The organism is Affinirhizobium capsici, assembly GCF_977018625.1.
In genome coordinates this window covers 1,238,768-1,254,753 of the sequence record NZ_CDRNXD010000004.1, presented here as the reverse complement: position 1 = coordinate 1,254,753, position 15,986 = coordinate 1,238,768, and the positions used below count along the sequence as shown (strand labels likewise).

Here is a 15,986-nt window from a genome sequence, read left to right as displayed (position 1 = left end):
ACTGCTATCTTTGTAGTAAGAGCGAATCCTAGTTCCCCGTCATCCTCTCACTTTGGTGGTGGTGGAAATTTTTCCAGTTGCATAGATACGGTAGGATCAGTTCCAAATGTTCTCATCTGGCGCAAGGCTGCTTCTTGCTGCAAAAGTTTGAGTTCTTCTTCTCTCGCCAAGGCATTAGGATAATATATCCTGCCGAGATCGTCAAACTTCAGCGTCTCTGATAGACCTAGCTCCTTCGCCATTTCCTTTAAAAGATTTCGAATCTTCTCTTCGCGTGTCCGAGAGTTAGATGGTTCCATCTGCTTGAATACATCAAATAGTTCAGCCCATGCCTCACGCACATTCGCGGATTCAGCAAAAACAAAGTCTATAGAATTCAGCATTCTCACAGCATCAAGCGAAGCGATTGTTGCTCTTTCTTGCATCAGCGTCGAAAAAATATTTAATTTCATCCTACGCTGTTCATTTTCAATTTCTGAGCGAGCGCGGATAGTTTCTGCCAACAAGGCAGCAGTTTGCGGGCCTTTCCAAGTCGCCCATGCTGCAAATATAGTGGCGAAAAAGCTGAGAAAAGCGGCCACTGTAGCGGGATTTGCTACAATGTATTGTATCAAGCAATTCCTCCCATATCTCGCAACTTTTCAATCCTGAGATTCACCGGGCCGAATTGTGTTGTGATAGTTGTGTACGGCTCATTGAGGAAGTCGGAAGATAAACTTAGTCTAGCAAAATATGTTATGCCAGATTCACCGGTCTCTATGCCTTGTATAAGCGTAATGTTTGGAGGGGCCTCAACTTTTACGTCGCCCGAATAATTACCGTTTTCATCTCTATCTAGTACCGCGTCAAATTTTACTCCAGTGGAGTCCACTCCCGCTAGTATCCTATCTTTAATCGCAAATATAAGGACACCGTAGCCACCATTCGCACTGAAATACCCAATGTAAAAGCCATCAATCATTCAGTTCTCCAAAAAAGTACCCCGGCATGACCGAGGTACTTTCAGATTAGGTGTCAGAATAGGCCGTGATGTAATCAAGAGCAACCGCTAGTTGCGCCGCAGGTGTCGCACTTCTCGCAGGTGCCGTTGCGCACCATGGTGAAGTTCTGGCACTCGGTGCACATGTTGCCGGTGTAGCCTTGGGCGATGGAGCGCATACGGCGTTCGGCTTCTACCTTCTTGGCTTCCGTCTTGGCGGCGGCGGCGTCTGCTGCGGCCTTATCGGAGAAGAGGGCGGTTGCGGTCTGCTGCTGCTCGTCAGCGATGACTTCTTCCGCAATCTCTTCGGCCAGCTCCTTGGCGCGTTCTTCATAATCGCGCTTGAAGGAAACCACTTCCGAGGTGGAGATGGCGGCTGCTGGTTCCAGCTTGCGGGCGGCGGAGCCTGCGAAGGCGGTTACGTTGCCGCCAGCGGAAGCCTTGGCCGGTGCTGCGGTGGCAGAACCCTTGGCTTCATTGCCGGAGCGATCCGAGTTGGAGACCAGGGTTGGCTTGTAACCGCGTGTCCAGCCGGTGGAAACGAGGTTGGTCTTGCCTTCCTGAATGCCCTTGCCAAGCGCCGTGTTGGAGAAATCCGACGTATCGACATGCGCCAGATCGTGACGGCCAAGGTAGGACACGGCCAGTTCGCGGAACACGTAGTCGAGGATCGACGTGGCGTTCTTGATCGCGTCATTGCCGGTGACGATGCCAGCTGGTTCGAACTTGGTGAAGGTGAAGGCCTCCACATATTCTTCCAGCGGAACGCCGTACTGAAGGCCGAGCGAGATGGCGATGGCGAAGTTGTTCATCATGGCACGGAAAGCAGCGCCTTCCTTGTGCATATCGATGAAGATTTCGCCGATGCGGCCATCACCGAATTCGCCGGTGCGCAGGTAAACCTTGTGGCCGCCAACATTGGCCTTCTGGGTGTAACCCTGACGGCGGTTCGGCAGCTTTTCACGCTCGCGGGTTACCCGCTCGACCACGCGCTCGATGATCTTTTCCGTGATGGTAACGGCCTGCGCTGCCTGCGGCTGCTGGATCAGTTCTTCAACCGCATCTTCCTCTTCCTCATCTTCAATGAGGGAGGCGTTGAGCGGCTGGCTGAGCTTGGAGCCATCGCGGTAAAGCGCGTTGGCCTTCAGCGCCAGCTTCCAGGAGAGCATGTAGGCGGCACCGCAATCTTCAACAGTGGCCTCGTTTGGCATGTTGATGGTTTTGGAAATCGCACCGGAGATGAAGGGCTGAGCCGCCGCCATCATGCGGATGTGGCTTTCCACCGAGAGGTAGCGCTTGCCAATCTTGCCGCATGGGTTGGCGCAATCGAATACGGCCAGATGCTCATCCTTGAGGAAGGGAGCGCCTTCCAGCGTCATCGCACCGCAGATGTGGATGTTGGCCGCTTCGATATCCTTCTTCGAGAAGCCCATGTGCTCCAGAAGGTTGAAGCTCATATCCGTCAGCTGCTCATCGGAAACCTTGAGGGTGTCCTTGAGGAAGTCCGCACCCAGCGTCCACTGGTTGAAGGCGAACTTGATATCGAAAGCGCTCTTCAGCGCACCATTGATGGCTTCGATCTTCTCATCCGTGAAACCCTTAGCCTTCAGCGAGCCGGGGTTGACGCCCGGAGCCTGGTTCAGGTTACCGTGACCGACAGCATAGGCCTCGATTTCTGCAAGCTGGCTTTCGGAATAGCCGAGCGAACGCAGAGCTTCAGGCACAGCGCGGTTGATGATCTTGAAGTAGCCGCCACCGGCCAGCTTCTTGAACTTCACGAGCGCGAAGTCTGGCTCGATGCCTGTCGTATCGCAATCCATGACGAGGCCGATCGTGCCGGTTGGCGCGATAACCGTGGTCTGCGCATTGCGGTAGCCGTGCTTTTCGCCAAGCTCCAGCGCCTTGTCCCAGGCAGCCTTGGCATGGGACACGAGATCCTGATCCGAGCAATCAGCATGGGCGAGCGGAACCGGATTAACCGAGAGACCCTCGTAGCCGGATGCTTCGCCATAAGCCGCGAGGCGATGGTTGCGCATGACGCGCAGCATGTTTTCGCGGTTTGGAGCGTAACCGGGGAAGGGGCCGAGCTCGGATGCGATTTCGGCAGAGGTTGCATAGGCAACGCCTGTCATGATCGCTGTCAGCGAACCGGCAATGGCGCGGCCTTCTGCCGAGTCATAGGGAATGCCAGAGGACATCAGCAGGCCGCCGATATTGGCATAGCCGAGGCCGAGCGTACGGTATTCGTAGGAAAGCTCTGCAATCTGGCGTGAAGGGAACTGCGCCATCATGACGGAGACTTCGAGAACAACCGTCCACAGGCGAACAGCGTGTTCGTAATCGCCGATGTTAACGCGCTTGGTTGCCTTGTCCTTGAACTGAAGCAGGTTCAGCGAGGCAAGGTTGCAGGCCGTATCATCCAGGAACATGTATTCCGAGCATGGGTTGGATGCGCGGATCGGGCCAGCGGCCGGGCAGGTGTGCCAGTCGTTCATGGTTGTGTTGAAGTGCAGGCCCGGATCGGCAGACGCCCAGGCAGCATGGGAAATCTTTTCCCACAGGTCGCGTGCCTTCAGCGTCTTCATGACCTTGCCGTCTTTGCGGGCGGTCAGGTTCCACTCACCGTCATTTTCAACGGCGCGCAGGAAGTCGTCCTTCAGGGACACGGAGTTGTTGGAGTTCTGGCCTGCAACGGTGAGGTAGGCTTCCGAATCCCAGTCTGTATCGTAGGTCTTGAACTCGATTTCCTTGTAGCCCTGACGTGCAAACTGGATAACGCGCTTGACGTAGTTTTCCGGCACCTGATCCTTCTTGGCAGCGCGGATTTCGCGCTTCAGGGCAGGGTTCTTGTTTGGGTCAAAGCAATCTTCGCCGTCACCTTCGCAGTTCACGCAGGCCTTCATGATGGCCTTGAGGTGCATGGCAACGATCTTGGAGCCAGTGACGAGAGCGGCAACCTTCTGCTCTTCCTTCACCTTCCAGTCGATGTAATCTTCAATATCCGGGTGGTCCACATCAACCACGACCATCTTGGCCGCACGGCGGGTGGTGCCGCCGGACTTGATGGCGCCCGCTGCACGGTCACCGATCTTGAGGAAGCTCATAAGGCCGGAGGAACGGCCGCCACCGGAAAGCTTTTCGCCTTCGCCGCGCAGATAGGAGAAGTTGGAGCCCGTGCCGGAGCCGTACTTGAACAGGCGCGCTTCACGCACCCACAGATCCATGATGCCGCCTTCGTTGACGAGATCGTCTTCAACTGACTGGATGAAGCAGGCATGCGGCTGCGGATGCTCGTAAGCGGACTTGGACTTGGTGAGCTTGCCGGTGAACGGGTCCACATAGAAGTGGCCCTGGCCGGGGCCATCAATGCCATAGGCCCAGTGCAGGCCGGTGTTGAACCACTGCGGGCTGTTTGGCGCAACGCGCTGGGTCGCCAGCATGTAAGCCAGCTCATCGCGGAATGCTGCCGCATCTTCTTCCGAGGTGAAGTACTTGCCCTTCCAGCCCCAATAGGCCCAGGTGCCAGCAAGGCGATCGAAAACCTGACGCGCATCAGTTTCCGAGCCGTAACGTTGATCTTCCGGCAGTTCCTTCAGCGCCTTTTCATCGGCAACCGAACGCCACAGGAAGGAAGGAACATCGTTCTCCTCAACCTTTTTCAGGATCTTCGGCACGCCCGCCTTGCGGAAATACTTCTGCGCCAGAACGTCTGTCGCCACCTGGCTGAACTGAGCAGGCACATCGATATCCGCCAAGCGGAATACGATGGAGCCATCCGGATTGCGGATTTCGCTCGTGGCCTTGCGGAATTCAATTTCCGCATAGGCGCCTGCGCCGGGTTTGGTGAAACGACGTTCAATGCGCATCTTTCTCGTCCTCGTTAAGCGCCCGGAGGAAGGGCGCGAAAAACCGTTCGGCAGCCATTGCTTTAACAATGCGCAGCCGTGCCTGTTTCAATCGGAATGGTAAATCATCCGTAGATGGTCGACCTGTATCTGGTGGCCAGCATAACTGCAAACACTAAATATAGTATCAACAGCCTTTTTTGACCATCCCATGCCGCATCGGCGACAAGCCAAAAACGCACAAAATCCCACAGCGGCGGATCGTGATGATCGCCACGTTTTAAGCCTGCGGGTAACAGGGTTAAGCTTGTCAGGAACCGGCCTCGTTCATGTCCGGTCCAGTCGCCGCCGCAACATGTTTGCTATCTTGTTCGAATGGATGATTCCGTCAAGGTCTCGTCGGCAATGGATTTTTAACCACAAGATATTGTGCCTCTTGCCTGTGGAAAATGGGGACAGACGAATCACTTAAGAAAGTCAAAGGGTTGGTTGGGAGGTCTCAATTTTCCACTGTTTCGCCTCTCGAGTGGGCTTGACGGCCCAAACCCTTGAATTGCAGGGAAATGTCGGAATATGAGCATTTTTTAACTTTCCCCGATTAGATGTGATGAAAATGCAACCGATGCGCCAAAATGCAATCGGTCGAGCATCGATCATTGTCGGAGGCGGGCTAATGGACCTCAAGAACTTCTCTATCCTCAAAAAAATCGGCGTCGTCGTGGCGCTCATGGGCATCTCGTCCGCCACTATTGCCGGTGTTGGTGCGCAAGGGTTGGCAAGCTTGGGCGCTTCCTTGAAGAACACTGGTGCACGTGAGGAAGTGGCGAGAGAGGCTATGGACCTGCGCGTCGATATCATCGCGATCAGCCGCATGACCTACCAGCTAGCGTTGGCGCCAGAGAAGGCCGCCGATTTCGCTGCAGAAACGGAAAAGCGCGCCAAGGAAATGCTGGATCGCCTGCCAAAGATTGCTGCGACCGCCGATGCGGAAGAGCAGAAGCAGTTGGCCGATATCCGCGCCAGCCTTTCCTCTTATTTCGATAGCATCCGTTCCATGGTGACCATTGCCGGAGGTGCGCAGGGCAAAGACCCCGCGGCTCTCAAGGCAGCCCTGGATAAGGCATTGGACGGACAAAAGGCAGTCACGGCAGCGGTCAAGGTCTATAGCACCTATTCCGCCAAGACCTTGGCGGGCGCGCGCACCGAAGCAATCAACCAATCCCGCTTCACCATGACGGCTCTGCTGGTTACGGCGCTGCTCTGCATTGGCTTCGGCGTGGCGATCAGCTTCCTCGTGGCGCGCCGCGGTATTGCAAATCCGATCCGCCGCATGACCGCTGTCATGACGGAGATGGCAGGCGGCAATACTGGCAAGGCCGTGGAAGATACAGATCGTCTGGACGAAATTGGCGAGATGGCGCGCGCGCTGGAAGTCTTCCGTGCCAATGAAATCCAGATGCGTGAAATGGAAGCTCAGGAACAGGCGCTGAACCGCCAGAGCAAGGATTTGCAGGTCTCTATCAGCTCCATCGTTGCTGCTGCTGCTGCGGGTGATTTTAGCCAGCGCATCAACAAGGCCTATGACGACGAAGACCTGAAGCGCTTCGCCAATGGCGTGAACGAACTGGTTGAAAACGTCGACCGCGGTGTCAACGAAGTGCGCCGCGTCGTGGCGGCTCTCGCCGACCAGGACCTCACGCAGGATATGCGCGGCAATTTCCAGGGCGCGTTTGCCGAGCTTCAGGCCAACGTGAACACCACTATGGCTTCCTTGCGTGCCACCATGAACAATGTTCGCAGCGCCGCAAGCACCATTACCGATAGTTCTGGCGAGCTTTCCTCCGCTTCCAACCAGCTTTCCCGCCGTACGGAGCAGCAGGCTGCCGCACTGGAAGAGACAGCTGCGGCGCTGGAAGAAATCACCACCACTGTTCGCACTTCCACAGAGCGCGCCAACGAGGCAAGCCGCATGGTTGCCGCCACGAAGGAGAGCGCTGGCCGGTCAGGCGGTATCGTGCAGGAAGCCATCGATGCCATGGAGCGCATCGAGCAATCTTCCCAGAAGATCAGCCAGATCATCTCGGTCATCGACGAGATTGCGTTCCAGACCAATCTGCTGGCTCTGAACGCCGGTGTGGAGGCGGCGCGCGCCGGTGAGGCAGGACGCGGCTTTGCGGTTGTTGCCCAGGAAGTTCGCGAACTGGCACAGCGCTCGGCCAATGCCGCCAAGGAAATCAAGGCACTTATTAACAATTCTGCGCAGGAAGTGCAGGGCGGTGTGAAGCTGGTGTTCTCCACTGGCGAGGCGCTGAAGGAAATCGGTGATCTCGTCAATCATGTCAACGAGCAGGTTTCCATGATTGCCCGTGCCGCCAGCGAACAGTCTGCTGCGCTCGGTGAGATCAATACATCGGTCAACCACATGGACCAGATGACGCAGCAGAACGCTGCGATGGTGGAAGAGACCACGGCCTCCAGCCAGGTTCTGGCAGGTGAGAGCCGCCAGCTGACAGAGCTGCTCTCGCACTTCCGTCTCGATGGGACAGGCAATGCCGGTTCAGGCTACAGCCGCCACGCCGCCTGATTTCATCCAAGACATGTCAAAGCAAAGCGCCATAGCAATGTGGCGCTTTTCTCGTTTCTGCGGTCACTTCCGTTCCGCTAGCCAGATGACATGACGTGCGCCACTCCGCTTGGTGCTGGCACGCACGGGTATTGCCTCAGCTTTAAAGCCGCTATCCTTCAGCCGCCGGGTAAATTTATCATCAGGGCCAGAAGACCAGACCGCAAGGACGCCGCCAGCGCGCAAAGCTTCACGGGCTGCGCCTAAGCCTTCGTGGTCGTAGAGGCGGTCATTCGAAGGGCGCGTTAAACCATCCGGCCCATTATCGACATCAAGCAGGATTGCGTCATAGACGGATTTGGAAGAGCGGATCAGCGCACCAACATCGCCTACATGAATGTCCACGCGCGGATCATCAAGGCATCCCTTAAACACCGGAGCCATGGGGCCACGTGCCCATTCCACGACCTGCGGTACTAGTTCTGCAACGGTTACTTTGGCATTTGTCGGCAGCACGGCGAGTGCGGCGCGGAGCGTAAAGCCCATGCCAAGCCCGCCAATCATCATATGCGGCGTGGCTCGGTTTGCGATCTTCTTATAGGAGAGCGAGGCCAGCGCTTCTTCCGAACCACTCAACCTGCTGTTCATCAGCTCATTAGAGCCAAGCATGATGGAGAATTCATCACCACGCTGCTTGAGGCGAAGAACCTGCCCGCCATCGCCCGGCACAGCGGCTTGATCAATCTGTATCCATGGAAGCATGTGACTGGCCTCATATACTATCTGACCTGGCATTGGCACGGTAAGGCCGCAAGGACAAGCTTTTCATGAGCACCACGAAAAAGGGAGGCGAGAAACGCGCCTCCCTAAGATTCCCTCTGGAGCATGTTGGCCGTCAAGGCTGGTTAGCAGGTGCTGGCGGTTCTACCGCCGGCGCGATCTGCGTCTGCGCGGGCGCGGTGGATGCGCCGGATGTAGAAGCGGCGCTCGGCGGGGCGCCGGAAGTAGCAATGCCAGCTGGCATCTGGTCGGTTGCCACGGGAGCCTGGCTTACCGTTCCATCGGCTGCTGCGACACGCCAAACTGTATTGCCTGCATCATCGGCAACAAGCAAAGCGCCTGTGCCATCAATGCCAACACCTACCGGTCTTCCCTTGGCGCTATCTCCGCTCAGGAACCCGGTGACGACGTCCTGTGCCTTGCCGGTGGGTTTGCCATTTTCGAACGGCACGTAGACGACCTTATAGCCGTTGTAGTGATCGCGATTCCAGCTGCCGTGCTCTCCAATGAAGGCACCATTTGCAAAGGGAGAAGGCAAGGCAGAGCCGCTTGAGAAGGTCAGACCAAGTGCGGCAACGTGGCTGGAGAGAGCGTAGTCAGGCGCAATAGCCTTTTGCACCATATCCGGTCTTTGCGGGTAAACCCGGGGGTCAACATGCTGGCCGTAATAGCTCCAGGGCCAGCCATAGAATGCGCCGTCTTTCACGCTTGTCATATAATCCGGCACGAGGTTTGGACCAAGTTCATCGCGCTCGTTGATAACTGCCCAAAGCTCGCCGCTCTGAGGATTGAACGTCAGGCCGTTGGGGTTGCGAAGGCCGGAGGCAAACACCCTTGCGGCACCCGTCTGACGATCAACCTGCCAGATGGCTGCCCGGCCTTTTTCCGCTTCAATGCCATTTTCAACGATATTCGAATTGGAACCCACGGAGACATAGAGGAACCTTCCGTCGGGGCTGAGCGCCAGATCCTTTGTCCAGTGATGGTCGATAGGTCCACCTGGAAGGGCGGTTAGCACGCGGGGTGGTGCGGTGATCTTAGTGTCACCAACCTTGAACGGGTAGGCTAGGATGGCATCAGTTGCCGCAACATAAAGTGTGTCATCAGCAAATGCGACGCCAAATGGCGAGTTGAGATCGGTCAACAAGTCAAAGCGTTCATCGACCTGACCGTCCCGGTTGCTATCTCGTAAAAGGGTAATGAGGTTTGACGGCTTTTTCGGCCCGCCGGTGTCACCATGCGCTATCGACATAATGAAGCCCCGAATGAAATCTTTCGGGCGCGAAACCGGCTCACCAGAGGGGCCACGGCTCTGGATGACCAAAACATCACCGTTGGGGAGCGTGTGGACAGTGCGAGGATTGGCGAGGTCCTTAGCATAGGCCGTGACTTTTAGACCTTCAGGAACTTTTGGCGTCTCTCCATCCTTCCAGCCAATAACGGACGCTACCTTCAGATCAGGCAAAAGTTCCTGATTAGGTTCTGGCAGCACAGGTTCGGACCCTATCTGCTGGTTGACGTCAAAGCTTCCATCGTCGCTGCATCCGGTGAGAGTGACGGCAACGAGAGCGGTCGAGATAAGCAGCAGTGCTACGTTTTTCATTGAACCACTCTCCATTCCTGGTGACTGCGATGCGAAGCCGCCATAGCAAAAGTGACGATGGCGATCACCACGGTAAAAGCTGAAAGGCCAAGTCCGATGGGTACGACTGCAGTCCATCCGTCGCGGGCGTGGATGAAATTATTGACCAAGCCCAGAAGCATCATCGCAACGAAGCCTAGGGAGGCGGCAAAACCGCCCATTTGATATCGCGTAGAAGCGCGCAGAAAATCAATAAGTCCAGTGATGAGCGCGAGGGCGCCGAGAACCATTGCGGCCAGTAGAAGCCAGGATGAAAAGTTTAGCCACATTAAATTGGCTGTGAGCCAATAGAGCATGTCCGTGCCCAAGGTTAGAATGAAGCAGACGAACGGGAAGGGGGTGAAGAGGCTGGAAAGGCGAGTACCTCTCCTTGGTAGGCGGTGCGCTGTTGTCATGAGTAACGTCCCAGACGAGATGATCTGAAAGCGTTACGCGGTAGTCCACGATTTGTTCCCTGAGGCGGCGTGGATGAGTTATGAGAAAAAGCTGAAGAACCCGATCTCGCATAGAAGGGCGAGCTGACCGGCGACTGGAAAGCGGTTCGCTATATATGCCGAGGTCGCGTCTTTACGTCGGCTGCATTTGCAGAACAGACGATCTTTGGAGTGATAAAACAATGAACCGAGCGCAAGGCAGCGACGGGCGCCAGTGCAGTTTAAGATGCCGGGGCAGGCAGCCCCAAGCATCTCGTCTGGCCGAGTTTCTAAAGGTAGTACCTCTATCAAACTTATAGTGCGTCGACGTTGATGCCGATCGTTATGGCTCCAATGGGTGCGCCAGTTTCATCCTTCACGGTGAGTGAGACTTGCGATTGAAGAGCCTGGGTGGACTCGTCCTTTTCCACCCCGTCCACAAAGACTGCATCCTTCCCTGCACCATAGCTTTTCTGAAATTTCGCTTCGTCACCCTGCCAATAATCCGAGGTGATTTCGCTTTGAGCAACGTTCAGGCCTTTATTGTCCATTGCGAAAACTTCGGAGATAACTCCGCCTGAGGCAGCTTGCTGCTCTTTAAGAAATGAAGAGGCTGGATTTCCGAGAACGGCGCTCATCATCGGCTTGTCGCCAGCGTCCACTTCTGCTCGCCACTTTTTGTCCAACGCGATGATCTCTGCCTCGCTGAGGTTGGCGTTTTTCGCGTTCTGTGCCTTGATAGCGCTGATCAGAACTGGGTTGTTGATCCATGTTGTTTTGCTGGAGACATATTCCTTGATTGGCGCGACATGTGCGTCTTCCGCTGATGCTGATTGAAGGCAAAGTGCAAGCACGGCTGCTACTGTGCAACCTACCAATGCTTTCTTCATGTACTACTCCTCTACCGTTTGATTAGGTGATCATGAACCAGAGCTGCTTACCTGCGCACTTTTGTCCCCGGGTGCCGGTGCAACTTCGTTGGGCCCAAGGATTGCTCAAGCTATGCGACGTTCCTGATGCGCATTTCCGGCGCTTGCCAATTGAAAGGCATTCGAGGTGGCTTGAAGCACACGGCTTTGCTCAAGTAGGTCATGGCAAGCGGCGCTTACCTCCTCCACCATCGCAGCATTTTGCTGTGTGGTCTGATCCATGGAATTCAGGCTGGCGTTGATTTCGCTAAGGCCAGATGACTGCTGCTGGTAAGAATCCACGATTTCACCAATTCCATTGGCGATCGAGGTAATCTGTTGCTCGATTTTAAGAAGAGCGTCTCCAGTCTGATTGACCAGCTGGACGCCACTTCCAACTTCTGAACTCGAAACTTCAACGAGATTTTTGATTTCTTTTGCTGCGGTGGCAGATCGTTGCGCCAGTTCGCGGACCTCCTGTGCGACAACGGCAAACCCCTTGCCAGCCTCTCCGGCGCGTGCAGCTTCCACGCCCGCATTCAGGGCAAGCAGGTTCGTCTGAAATGCAATTTCATCAATCACGCCAATAATCTGCCCGATCTGTGAGGAGGAGCTTTGAATACGATCCATGGCTCCGATGGCATTTCGGACCACTATGGCGGACTGGTGAGCATCTGATTTCGTTTCTGTTACCATGTTGCCGGTGATCGAGGCTCTTTGGGAGGATGCCTGAACGGTAGATGTAACTTGTGCTAGCGCTGCTGCCGTTTCTTCCAGTGCTGCTGCCTGCTGCTCAGTCCGTCGGGCTAATTGCTCAGCCTGGTTAGACAAGTCTCCGGCTCCACCTTCCACGTTTCCTGCTGCATCCTTGATCTTGGTGATGGCAGCGGCAACGGCCTGAACAGTTCGGTTGAAGTCGGCCCTCAGCTTGTCAAACTCCGGACCAAGATCTCGCAGTTCAGTGCTGAGATCTCCCTGAGCCAGTCGTTCCAACGCAGAGCCGACTTCATCCATGATCCGGCGCTGTGCGGACGCATTATCCTCCGACATCCGCGCATTGCGGGTTCTCTCAACATCAATAAGTTGTTGCTGCTCCTGCGCTGTACGGCGCTGAATCTGTTGGTCAATGGCGTCACGACGGAAACGGTCAATCGCACGAGCTAGGAAGCCAATCTCGTCTTGTTTCTCCTGAAAGACGACATCCGATTCCATGTCGCCCCCCTGGAGATTGGCAATTCGGTCACTCAGCATACGCAAGGGCTGACCGACGACACGACGCATGGCGAATATAAATGCCCCCAGCGAAAGGAAGACTACGCTCGTCTCCAGAGCGATTTCCACAAGAACCTGATGTCGAATCAGGCTTAGTATGGAGTCCGCTGTCCACGTCGCGACCACCCATCCCGCTGCTTTTCCATTCTTGTCGAGCGGAAGCGGCGCAGTGATAACAACCAGTTCGCCGCTTGCTCCAGCCCTTGACAATACCGGTTTCTCAGGGCGTGCTTCGGCGGCACTCTTCAAATCGGCTTCTGTGGGGAGCCCAATGACCTGTGGTCGTGACCACGCGCTCACAGCTTTCATATCCGGCGCAAATGCTACAAATTGGACCAGATTGAGCGTTGGATCGTCGCGATAGAGGGTATAAGCTTCCGCGATAACTTCGGGCTTACTCCATTTCACGCCGCCTGCTGCGAGCGTAGCAAATTGCGTAGTATTTTGAACCCAGCCCTGCGACACCATCTGCATACTATTTTCACTTGCAGATTGCCAAGTTGAATAGGATAGGCTCAATATGCCCAGTAAGTTTATCGATACGATTATAGCGGATAACTTGGCTGTCAGCGGAAATGATTTTTTTGTACGCACTATTACTCTCCGACGCGAAGAAACTAATAACGTAATTTCTACTCATGAATAGATGCGTACAGAGAAGGTCCCTCATGGCCCGCCCATATTAAATAGGGACGCACACTATTTTTGGAACAATTTCACTAATGAAGTTTGAAATTTCTCTTATTAATTGTTGTACTTGGTGGAGCTATTAGAGGTTGTATTTTAGTGTGTTCGGATAATTGCCAAGCGGCTTTCACTTGATTGAGCAAATTCGTATTTCGTGTAGGGGCAATGTTGCCTGTCGTAGCCGCATGCTCGCATTATATGAAAAGCAGACCATGCATGATGGCGATCAACCAAAAGTCTGAACCCTCGGACCCGTTGAGCAGGTCCGAGGCTGAGTGAGAGAATTTCTCAGTAACGTATATGATGATTATGGGGTCAGCGTCTGTAGGTAGCCTGTCTTTTAGCCCTTGTGGCCCTTCGCAATGGGCTCTTGGTAAGTGAAACCCATATCCCAAGGAAAATATATCCAAGTGTCCTGGCTTACTTCCGTGATAAAGGTATCGACCGTCGGGACGCCCTTCGGCTTGGCATAAACGCAGGCAAAATGCGCGTTTGGCATCATGCTACGCACCTCGGAGGCGGTCTTTCCTGTATCAGTAAGATCGTCCACCACCAGAACACCCCTACCGCCATCCGTCATCAGCTTCGGATCGATACCCTTCAGCAGGTTCATTTCCCCCTGATTGACGTAATCATGATAAGAGGCCACGCACACTGTATCGATGAGGCGGATGTTCAGTTCGCGTGAAATGATTGCCGCCGGAACAAGGCCACCACGCGTGATGCAAACGATGGCGCGAAATTCCTGGTTGGTACCGGCCAGGCGCCAGGCTAGCGCACGAGCGTCGCGGTGAAACTGATCCCACGAGACGGGAAAGGCTTTTTCTGGAAGAGACATGGGTGAAGTGCTCCGAAGGCGCGTTGATAACAAAGGCGCACCGTCGTTCAGCCGGGCAGCCCGCGGTGCGCGTTTTGCGCTGCACCGTTGGCCGTTGCTATTAGCGGCAAATCCTACAATTAGGCAAGACGGATGGACGCTGCTTTATCGGGACATCAATGTCATCGCGGTCATTGAATCGAGGAGCGAGCGGGTCACGCCGCCAAAAAGCATTTCCCACCAGCGAGAATGTCCGTAGCCACCCATGACCAGAAGATCGACACTCTCGTTGCTCAAGCGGTTCGCAATGGCTTCCGCAGTGGGTGTCGGGCAATTGGTTTCCGTATGCAAGCTGACCTTTACCCCGTGGCGCGACAGTGTTGCAGCCAGATCGGCACCGGCAAATTCCGGATTCTGGCGCGGCATATCAGGCGGATCAACCGAAAAGATTTCTACGCTTTCCGCCTGCTTTAAGAAGGGCAAGGCATCGAATGCGGCGCGGGCAGCTTCACGAGATCCATTCCAGGCGACCAAGGCGCGACGAACTGGCATGGCTTTGGAAAGCGCGAAAGGCAGGAGCAATAGGGGCCGGCCGCTTTCCAAAATGAAGGCTTCGATATCCGCGCTGTTATCCGCTTCATGCTTCGCATCATTCTGCCGTGCAACAATCAAATCACAAGTGCGGGCCGTTTCGAGCACGCTATCGGCAGCAGTTCCGGCTGAAGAAACGAAGGTGCGAAACTCATAAGCAACGCCGGAGCTATCAAGCTGATGTCGGAAAGCCGCCTCGATATTCCGGGTTTCCTCCTGGGCTACCTTTTGAAGTGCTTCAATGGCTGAAGGATCAGGAATTTCCATGGGCGCAATCAGCGGAACAGTTGCAAGCGTTTCGGCGCGAATGCCGATGATGTGGCTGGAAAACTGTCGCGCCAGATCGATAGCAAGTTCCGCGACCGGGCCTACGTTGCGTTCCGTATCCAGGACGGCCAAAATTGTTCTATAACCCATCGCGGCATCTCCTTCTCTAAAGGATGGTGAAGTGTTGCTTCACCTTCCTCTAAGAAATGGGCCGCACCTTGAGTTGGGTCAAGGAGCCGTGGATTTCATGCTTCCGGTCCAGGATTATTTGCCGCACGCGCTGCATCAAGCTGGCGGATCATGTCGAGAATGGCTTCCGCTGCCGCATCGAGTTTCTCCTCCTCACGGGCGCGTACGACCAATTCGGTGGAGAAACGCTTTCCATCATATTTCGGGTAAGAGCCAATGCTCGTCTCGGGATGTGCTTTCTGGATCGCAGCCAGAAGCGTTCCGATATCTCCTTCGCCATATCCGCAGGGCAGGGAGCGCGTCAGCATTTTCGCGCCTGTTTGTAATTCGGGCAGAATATTATCCACCATGGCCTGAAAGACCTGTGGCACACCCGCCATGACATAGACATTCTCCATGATAAAGCCAGGCGCAGTGGAAACCGGATTAGCAATATGCCTTGCTCCGCGGGGCATACGGGCCATGCGTTGACGTGCTTCAGTAAATTCCATTTCTCGGCGCTGATACATCTCGCCCAAAAGACGCATGGCCTCGCCATCATGCTCGCAGGGGAGGCCGAATGCCTTGGAAATGGCATCTGCTGTAATATCGTCGTGTGTTGGGCCAATGCCGCCAGATGTGAAGACATAGGTGTAGCGGCTGCGCAAAGCATTGAGCGCTTCTACAATTGCATCCTCCTCATCGGCGACAATGCGGACTTCTTTCAGGTCGATCCCTGACAGAAGGAGGACATCTGCCAGATGGCCAATATTCTTGTCCTTGGTGCGGCCTGAAAGCAGCTCATCGCCAATGGCCAGCATGGCGGCCGTTACGATCTTCGATGTCATGGAAACCTCATCGGATGGAAATCTCATTTTTATGTAGGCTGAATCGGCAGACTTCAGAAGGCTCATCCGTGCAGGCAACAGCTTTCTTTTTTCAAACATTGAACACTGCGTGACCCATGCAGGCACTAGAAGGATGGCGATCTCTGCATAAGTATACGCACATCCAACGCGTCGGACCACGACGCTCAACACCTCAAAGGAGGAAT

General features: G+C 55.0%; 12 protein-coding genes. 1 reads left to right on the top strand and 11 read right to left on the bottom strand.

The genetic code is table 11. The features are described 5' to 3' along the window. Positions 1–47: 47 nt before the first annotated feature. The 3 genes from AC0JZ1_RS09460 to AC0JZ1_RS09450 all read right to left on the bottom strand — a co-directional run bounded on the left by AC0JZ1_RS09460 (position 48) and on the right by AC0JZ1_RS09450 (position 4,845). A complete protein-coding gene (locus AC0JZ1_RS09460; RefSeq protein ID WP_471882128.1) occupies positions 48–614 on the bottom strand; it encodes a DUF6680 family protein in 567 nt (188 codons plus the stop codon). Beyond that, entirely contained in the window at positions 611–961 is a 351-nt protein-coding gene (locus AC0JZ1_RS09455; protein ID WP_471882127.1) for a hypothetical protein, read from the bottom strand. The genes AC0JZ1_RS09460 and AC0JZ1_RS09455 overlap by 4 nt, the downstream gene beginning before the upstream one ends. A gap of 74 nt (positions 962–1,035) precedes the next feature. Then, positions 1,036–4,845 carry a vitamin B12-dependent ribonucleotide reductase gene (locus AC0JZ1_RS09450; protein WP_471882126.1) on the bottom strand — a complete coding sequence of 1,270 codons (3,810 nt, stop codon included), beginning with the start codon at positions 4,843–4,845 and terminating at the stop codon, positions 1,036–1,038. A gap of 652 nt (positions 4,846–5,497) precedes the next feature. Between AC0JZ1_RS09450 and AC0JZ1_RS09445 the strand changes: the two genes are divergently transcribed. Further along, positions 5,498–7,408 carry a methyl-accepting chemotaxis protein gene (locus tag AC0JZ1_RS09445; protein WP_471882125.1) on the top strand — a complete coding sequence of 637 codons (1,911 nt, stop codon included), beginning with the start codon at positions 5,498–5,500 and terminating at the stop codon, positions 7,406–7,408. Positions 7,409–7,471: 63 nt separating this feature from the next. Here the strand turns inward: AC0JZ1_RS09445 and AC0JZ1_RS09440 are convergent, their stop codons facing one another. From AC0JZ1_RS09440 to AC0JZ1_RS09405, 8 genes are all read right to left on the bottom strand, one after another. Then, a complete protein-coding gene (locus AC0JZ1_RS09440; RefSeq protein WP_471882124.1) occupies positions 7,472–8,149 on the bottom strand; it encodes a spermidine synthase in 678 nt (225 codons plus the stop codon). A 133-nt stretch (positions 8,150–8,282) separates the two neighbouring features. Further along, positions 8,283–9,770, bottom strand: coding sequence for a PQQ-dependent sugar dehydrogenase (locus AC0JZ1_RS09435; protein WP_471882123.1), 1,488 nt, complete (start codon positions 9,768–9,770; stop codon positions 8,283–8,285). Next, positions 9,767–10,204 (bottom strand): DUF2231 domain-containing protein, encoded by a 438-nt coding sequence (locus tag AC0JZ1_RS09430; protein WP_471882122.1) that lies wholly within the window; start codon positions 10,202–10,204, stop codon positions 9,767–9,769. Before AC0JZ1_RS09430 ends, AC0JZ1_RS09435 begins: the two co-directional genes overlap by 4 nt. A gap of 332 nt (positions 10,205–10,536) precedes the next feature. Next, complete coding sequence (locus AC0JZ1_RS09425; protein WP_471882121.1) at positions 10,537–11,112, bottom strand: hypothetical protein; 576 nt, start codon at positions 11,110–11,112, stop codon at positions 10,537–10,539. Between the two features lie 105 nt (positions 11,113–11,217). Beyond that, a complete protein-coding gene (locus AC0JZ1_RS09420; protein WP_471882120.1) occupies positions 11,218–12,876 on the bottom strand; it encodes a methyl-accepting chemotaxis protein in 1,659 nt (552 codons plus the stop codon). Between the two features lie 553 nt (positions 12,877–13,429). After that, positions 13,430–13,927, bottom strand: coding sequence for a xanthine phosphoribosyltransferase (gene gpt / locus AC0JZ1_RS09415; RefSeq protein WP_471882119.1), 498 nt, complete (start codon positions 13,925–13,927; stop codon positions 13,430–13,432). 144 nt (positions 13,928–14,071) lie between these two features. Further along, a complete protein-coding gene (locus AC0JZ1_RS09410) occupies positions 14,072–14,914 on the bottom strand; it encodes a universal stress protein (protein ID WP_471882118.1) in 843 nt (280 codons plus the stop codon). 95 nt (positions 14,915–15,009) lie between these two features. Continuing rightward, on the bottom strand, positions 15,010–15,780 hold the full coding sequence (locus tag AC0JZ1_RS09405) for a competence/damage-inducible protein A (protein ID WP_471882117.1): 771 nt from the start codon (positions 15,778–15,780) through the stop codon (positions 15,010–15,012). Positions 15,781–15,986 lie beyond the last annotated feature (206 nt).

Coding starts and splice junctions, on each gene's coding strand:
- AC0JZ1_RS09455 (WP_471882127.1), bottom strand. CDS start 961: ATGATTGATGGCTTTTACATTGGGTATTTCAGTGCGAATGGTGGCTAC.
- AC0JZ1_RS09450 (WP_471882126.1), bottom strand. CDS start 4,845: ATGCGCATTGAACGTCGTTTCACCAAACCCGGCGCAGGCGCCTATGCG.
- AC0JZ1_RS09445 (WP_471882125.1), top strand. CDS start 5,498: ATGGACCTCAAGAACTTCTCTATCCTCAAAAAAATCGGCGTCGTCGTG.
- AC0JZ1_RS09440 (WP_471882124.1), bottom strand. CDS start 8,149: ATGCTTCCATGGATACAGATTGATCAAGCCGCTGTGCCGGGCGATGGC.
- AC0JZ1_RS09435 (WP_471882123.1), bottom strand. CDS start 9,770: ATGAAAAACGTAGCACTGCTGCTTATCTCGACCGCTCTCGTTGCCGTC.
- AC0JZ1_RS09430 (WP_471882122.1), bottom strand. CDS start 10,204: ATGACAACAGCGCACCGCCTACCAAGGAGAGGTACTCGCCTTTCCAGC.
- AC0JZ1_RS09425 (WP_471882121.1), bottom strand. CDS start 11,112: ATGAAGAAAGCATTGGTAGGTTGCACAGTAGCAGCCGTGCTTGCACTT.
- AC0JZ1_RS09420 (WP_471882120.1), bottom strand. CDS start 12,876: ATGCAGATGGTGTCGCAGGGCTGGGTTCAAAATACTACGCAATTTGCT.
- gpt (WP_471882119.1), bottom strand. CDS start 13,927: ATGTCTCTTCCAGAAAAAGCCTTTCCCGTCTCGTGGGATCAGTTTCAC.
- AC0JZ1_RS09410 (WP_471882118.1), bottom strand. CDS start 14,914: ATGGGTTATAGAACAATTTTGGCCGTCCTGGATACGGAACGCAACGTA.
- AC0JZ1_RS09405 (WP_471882117.1), bottom strand. CDS start 15,780: ATGACATCGAAGATCGTAACGGCCGCCATGCTGGCCATTGGCGATGAG.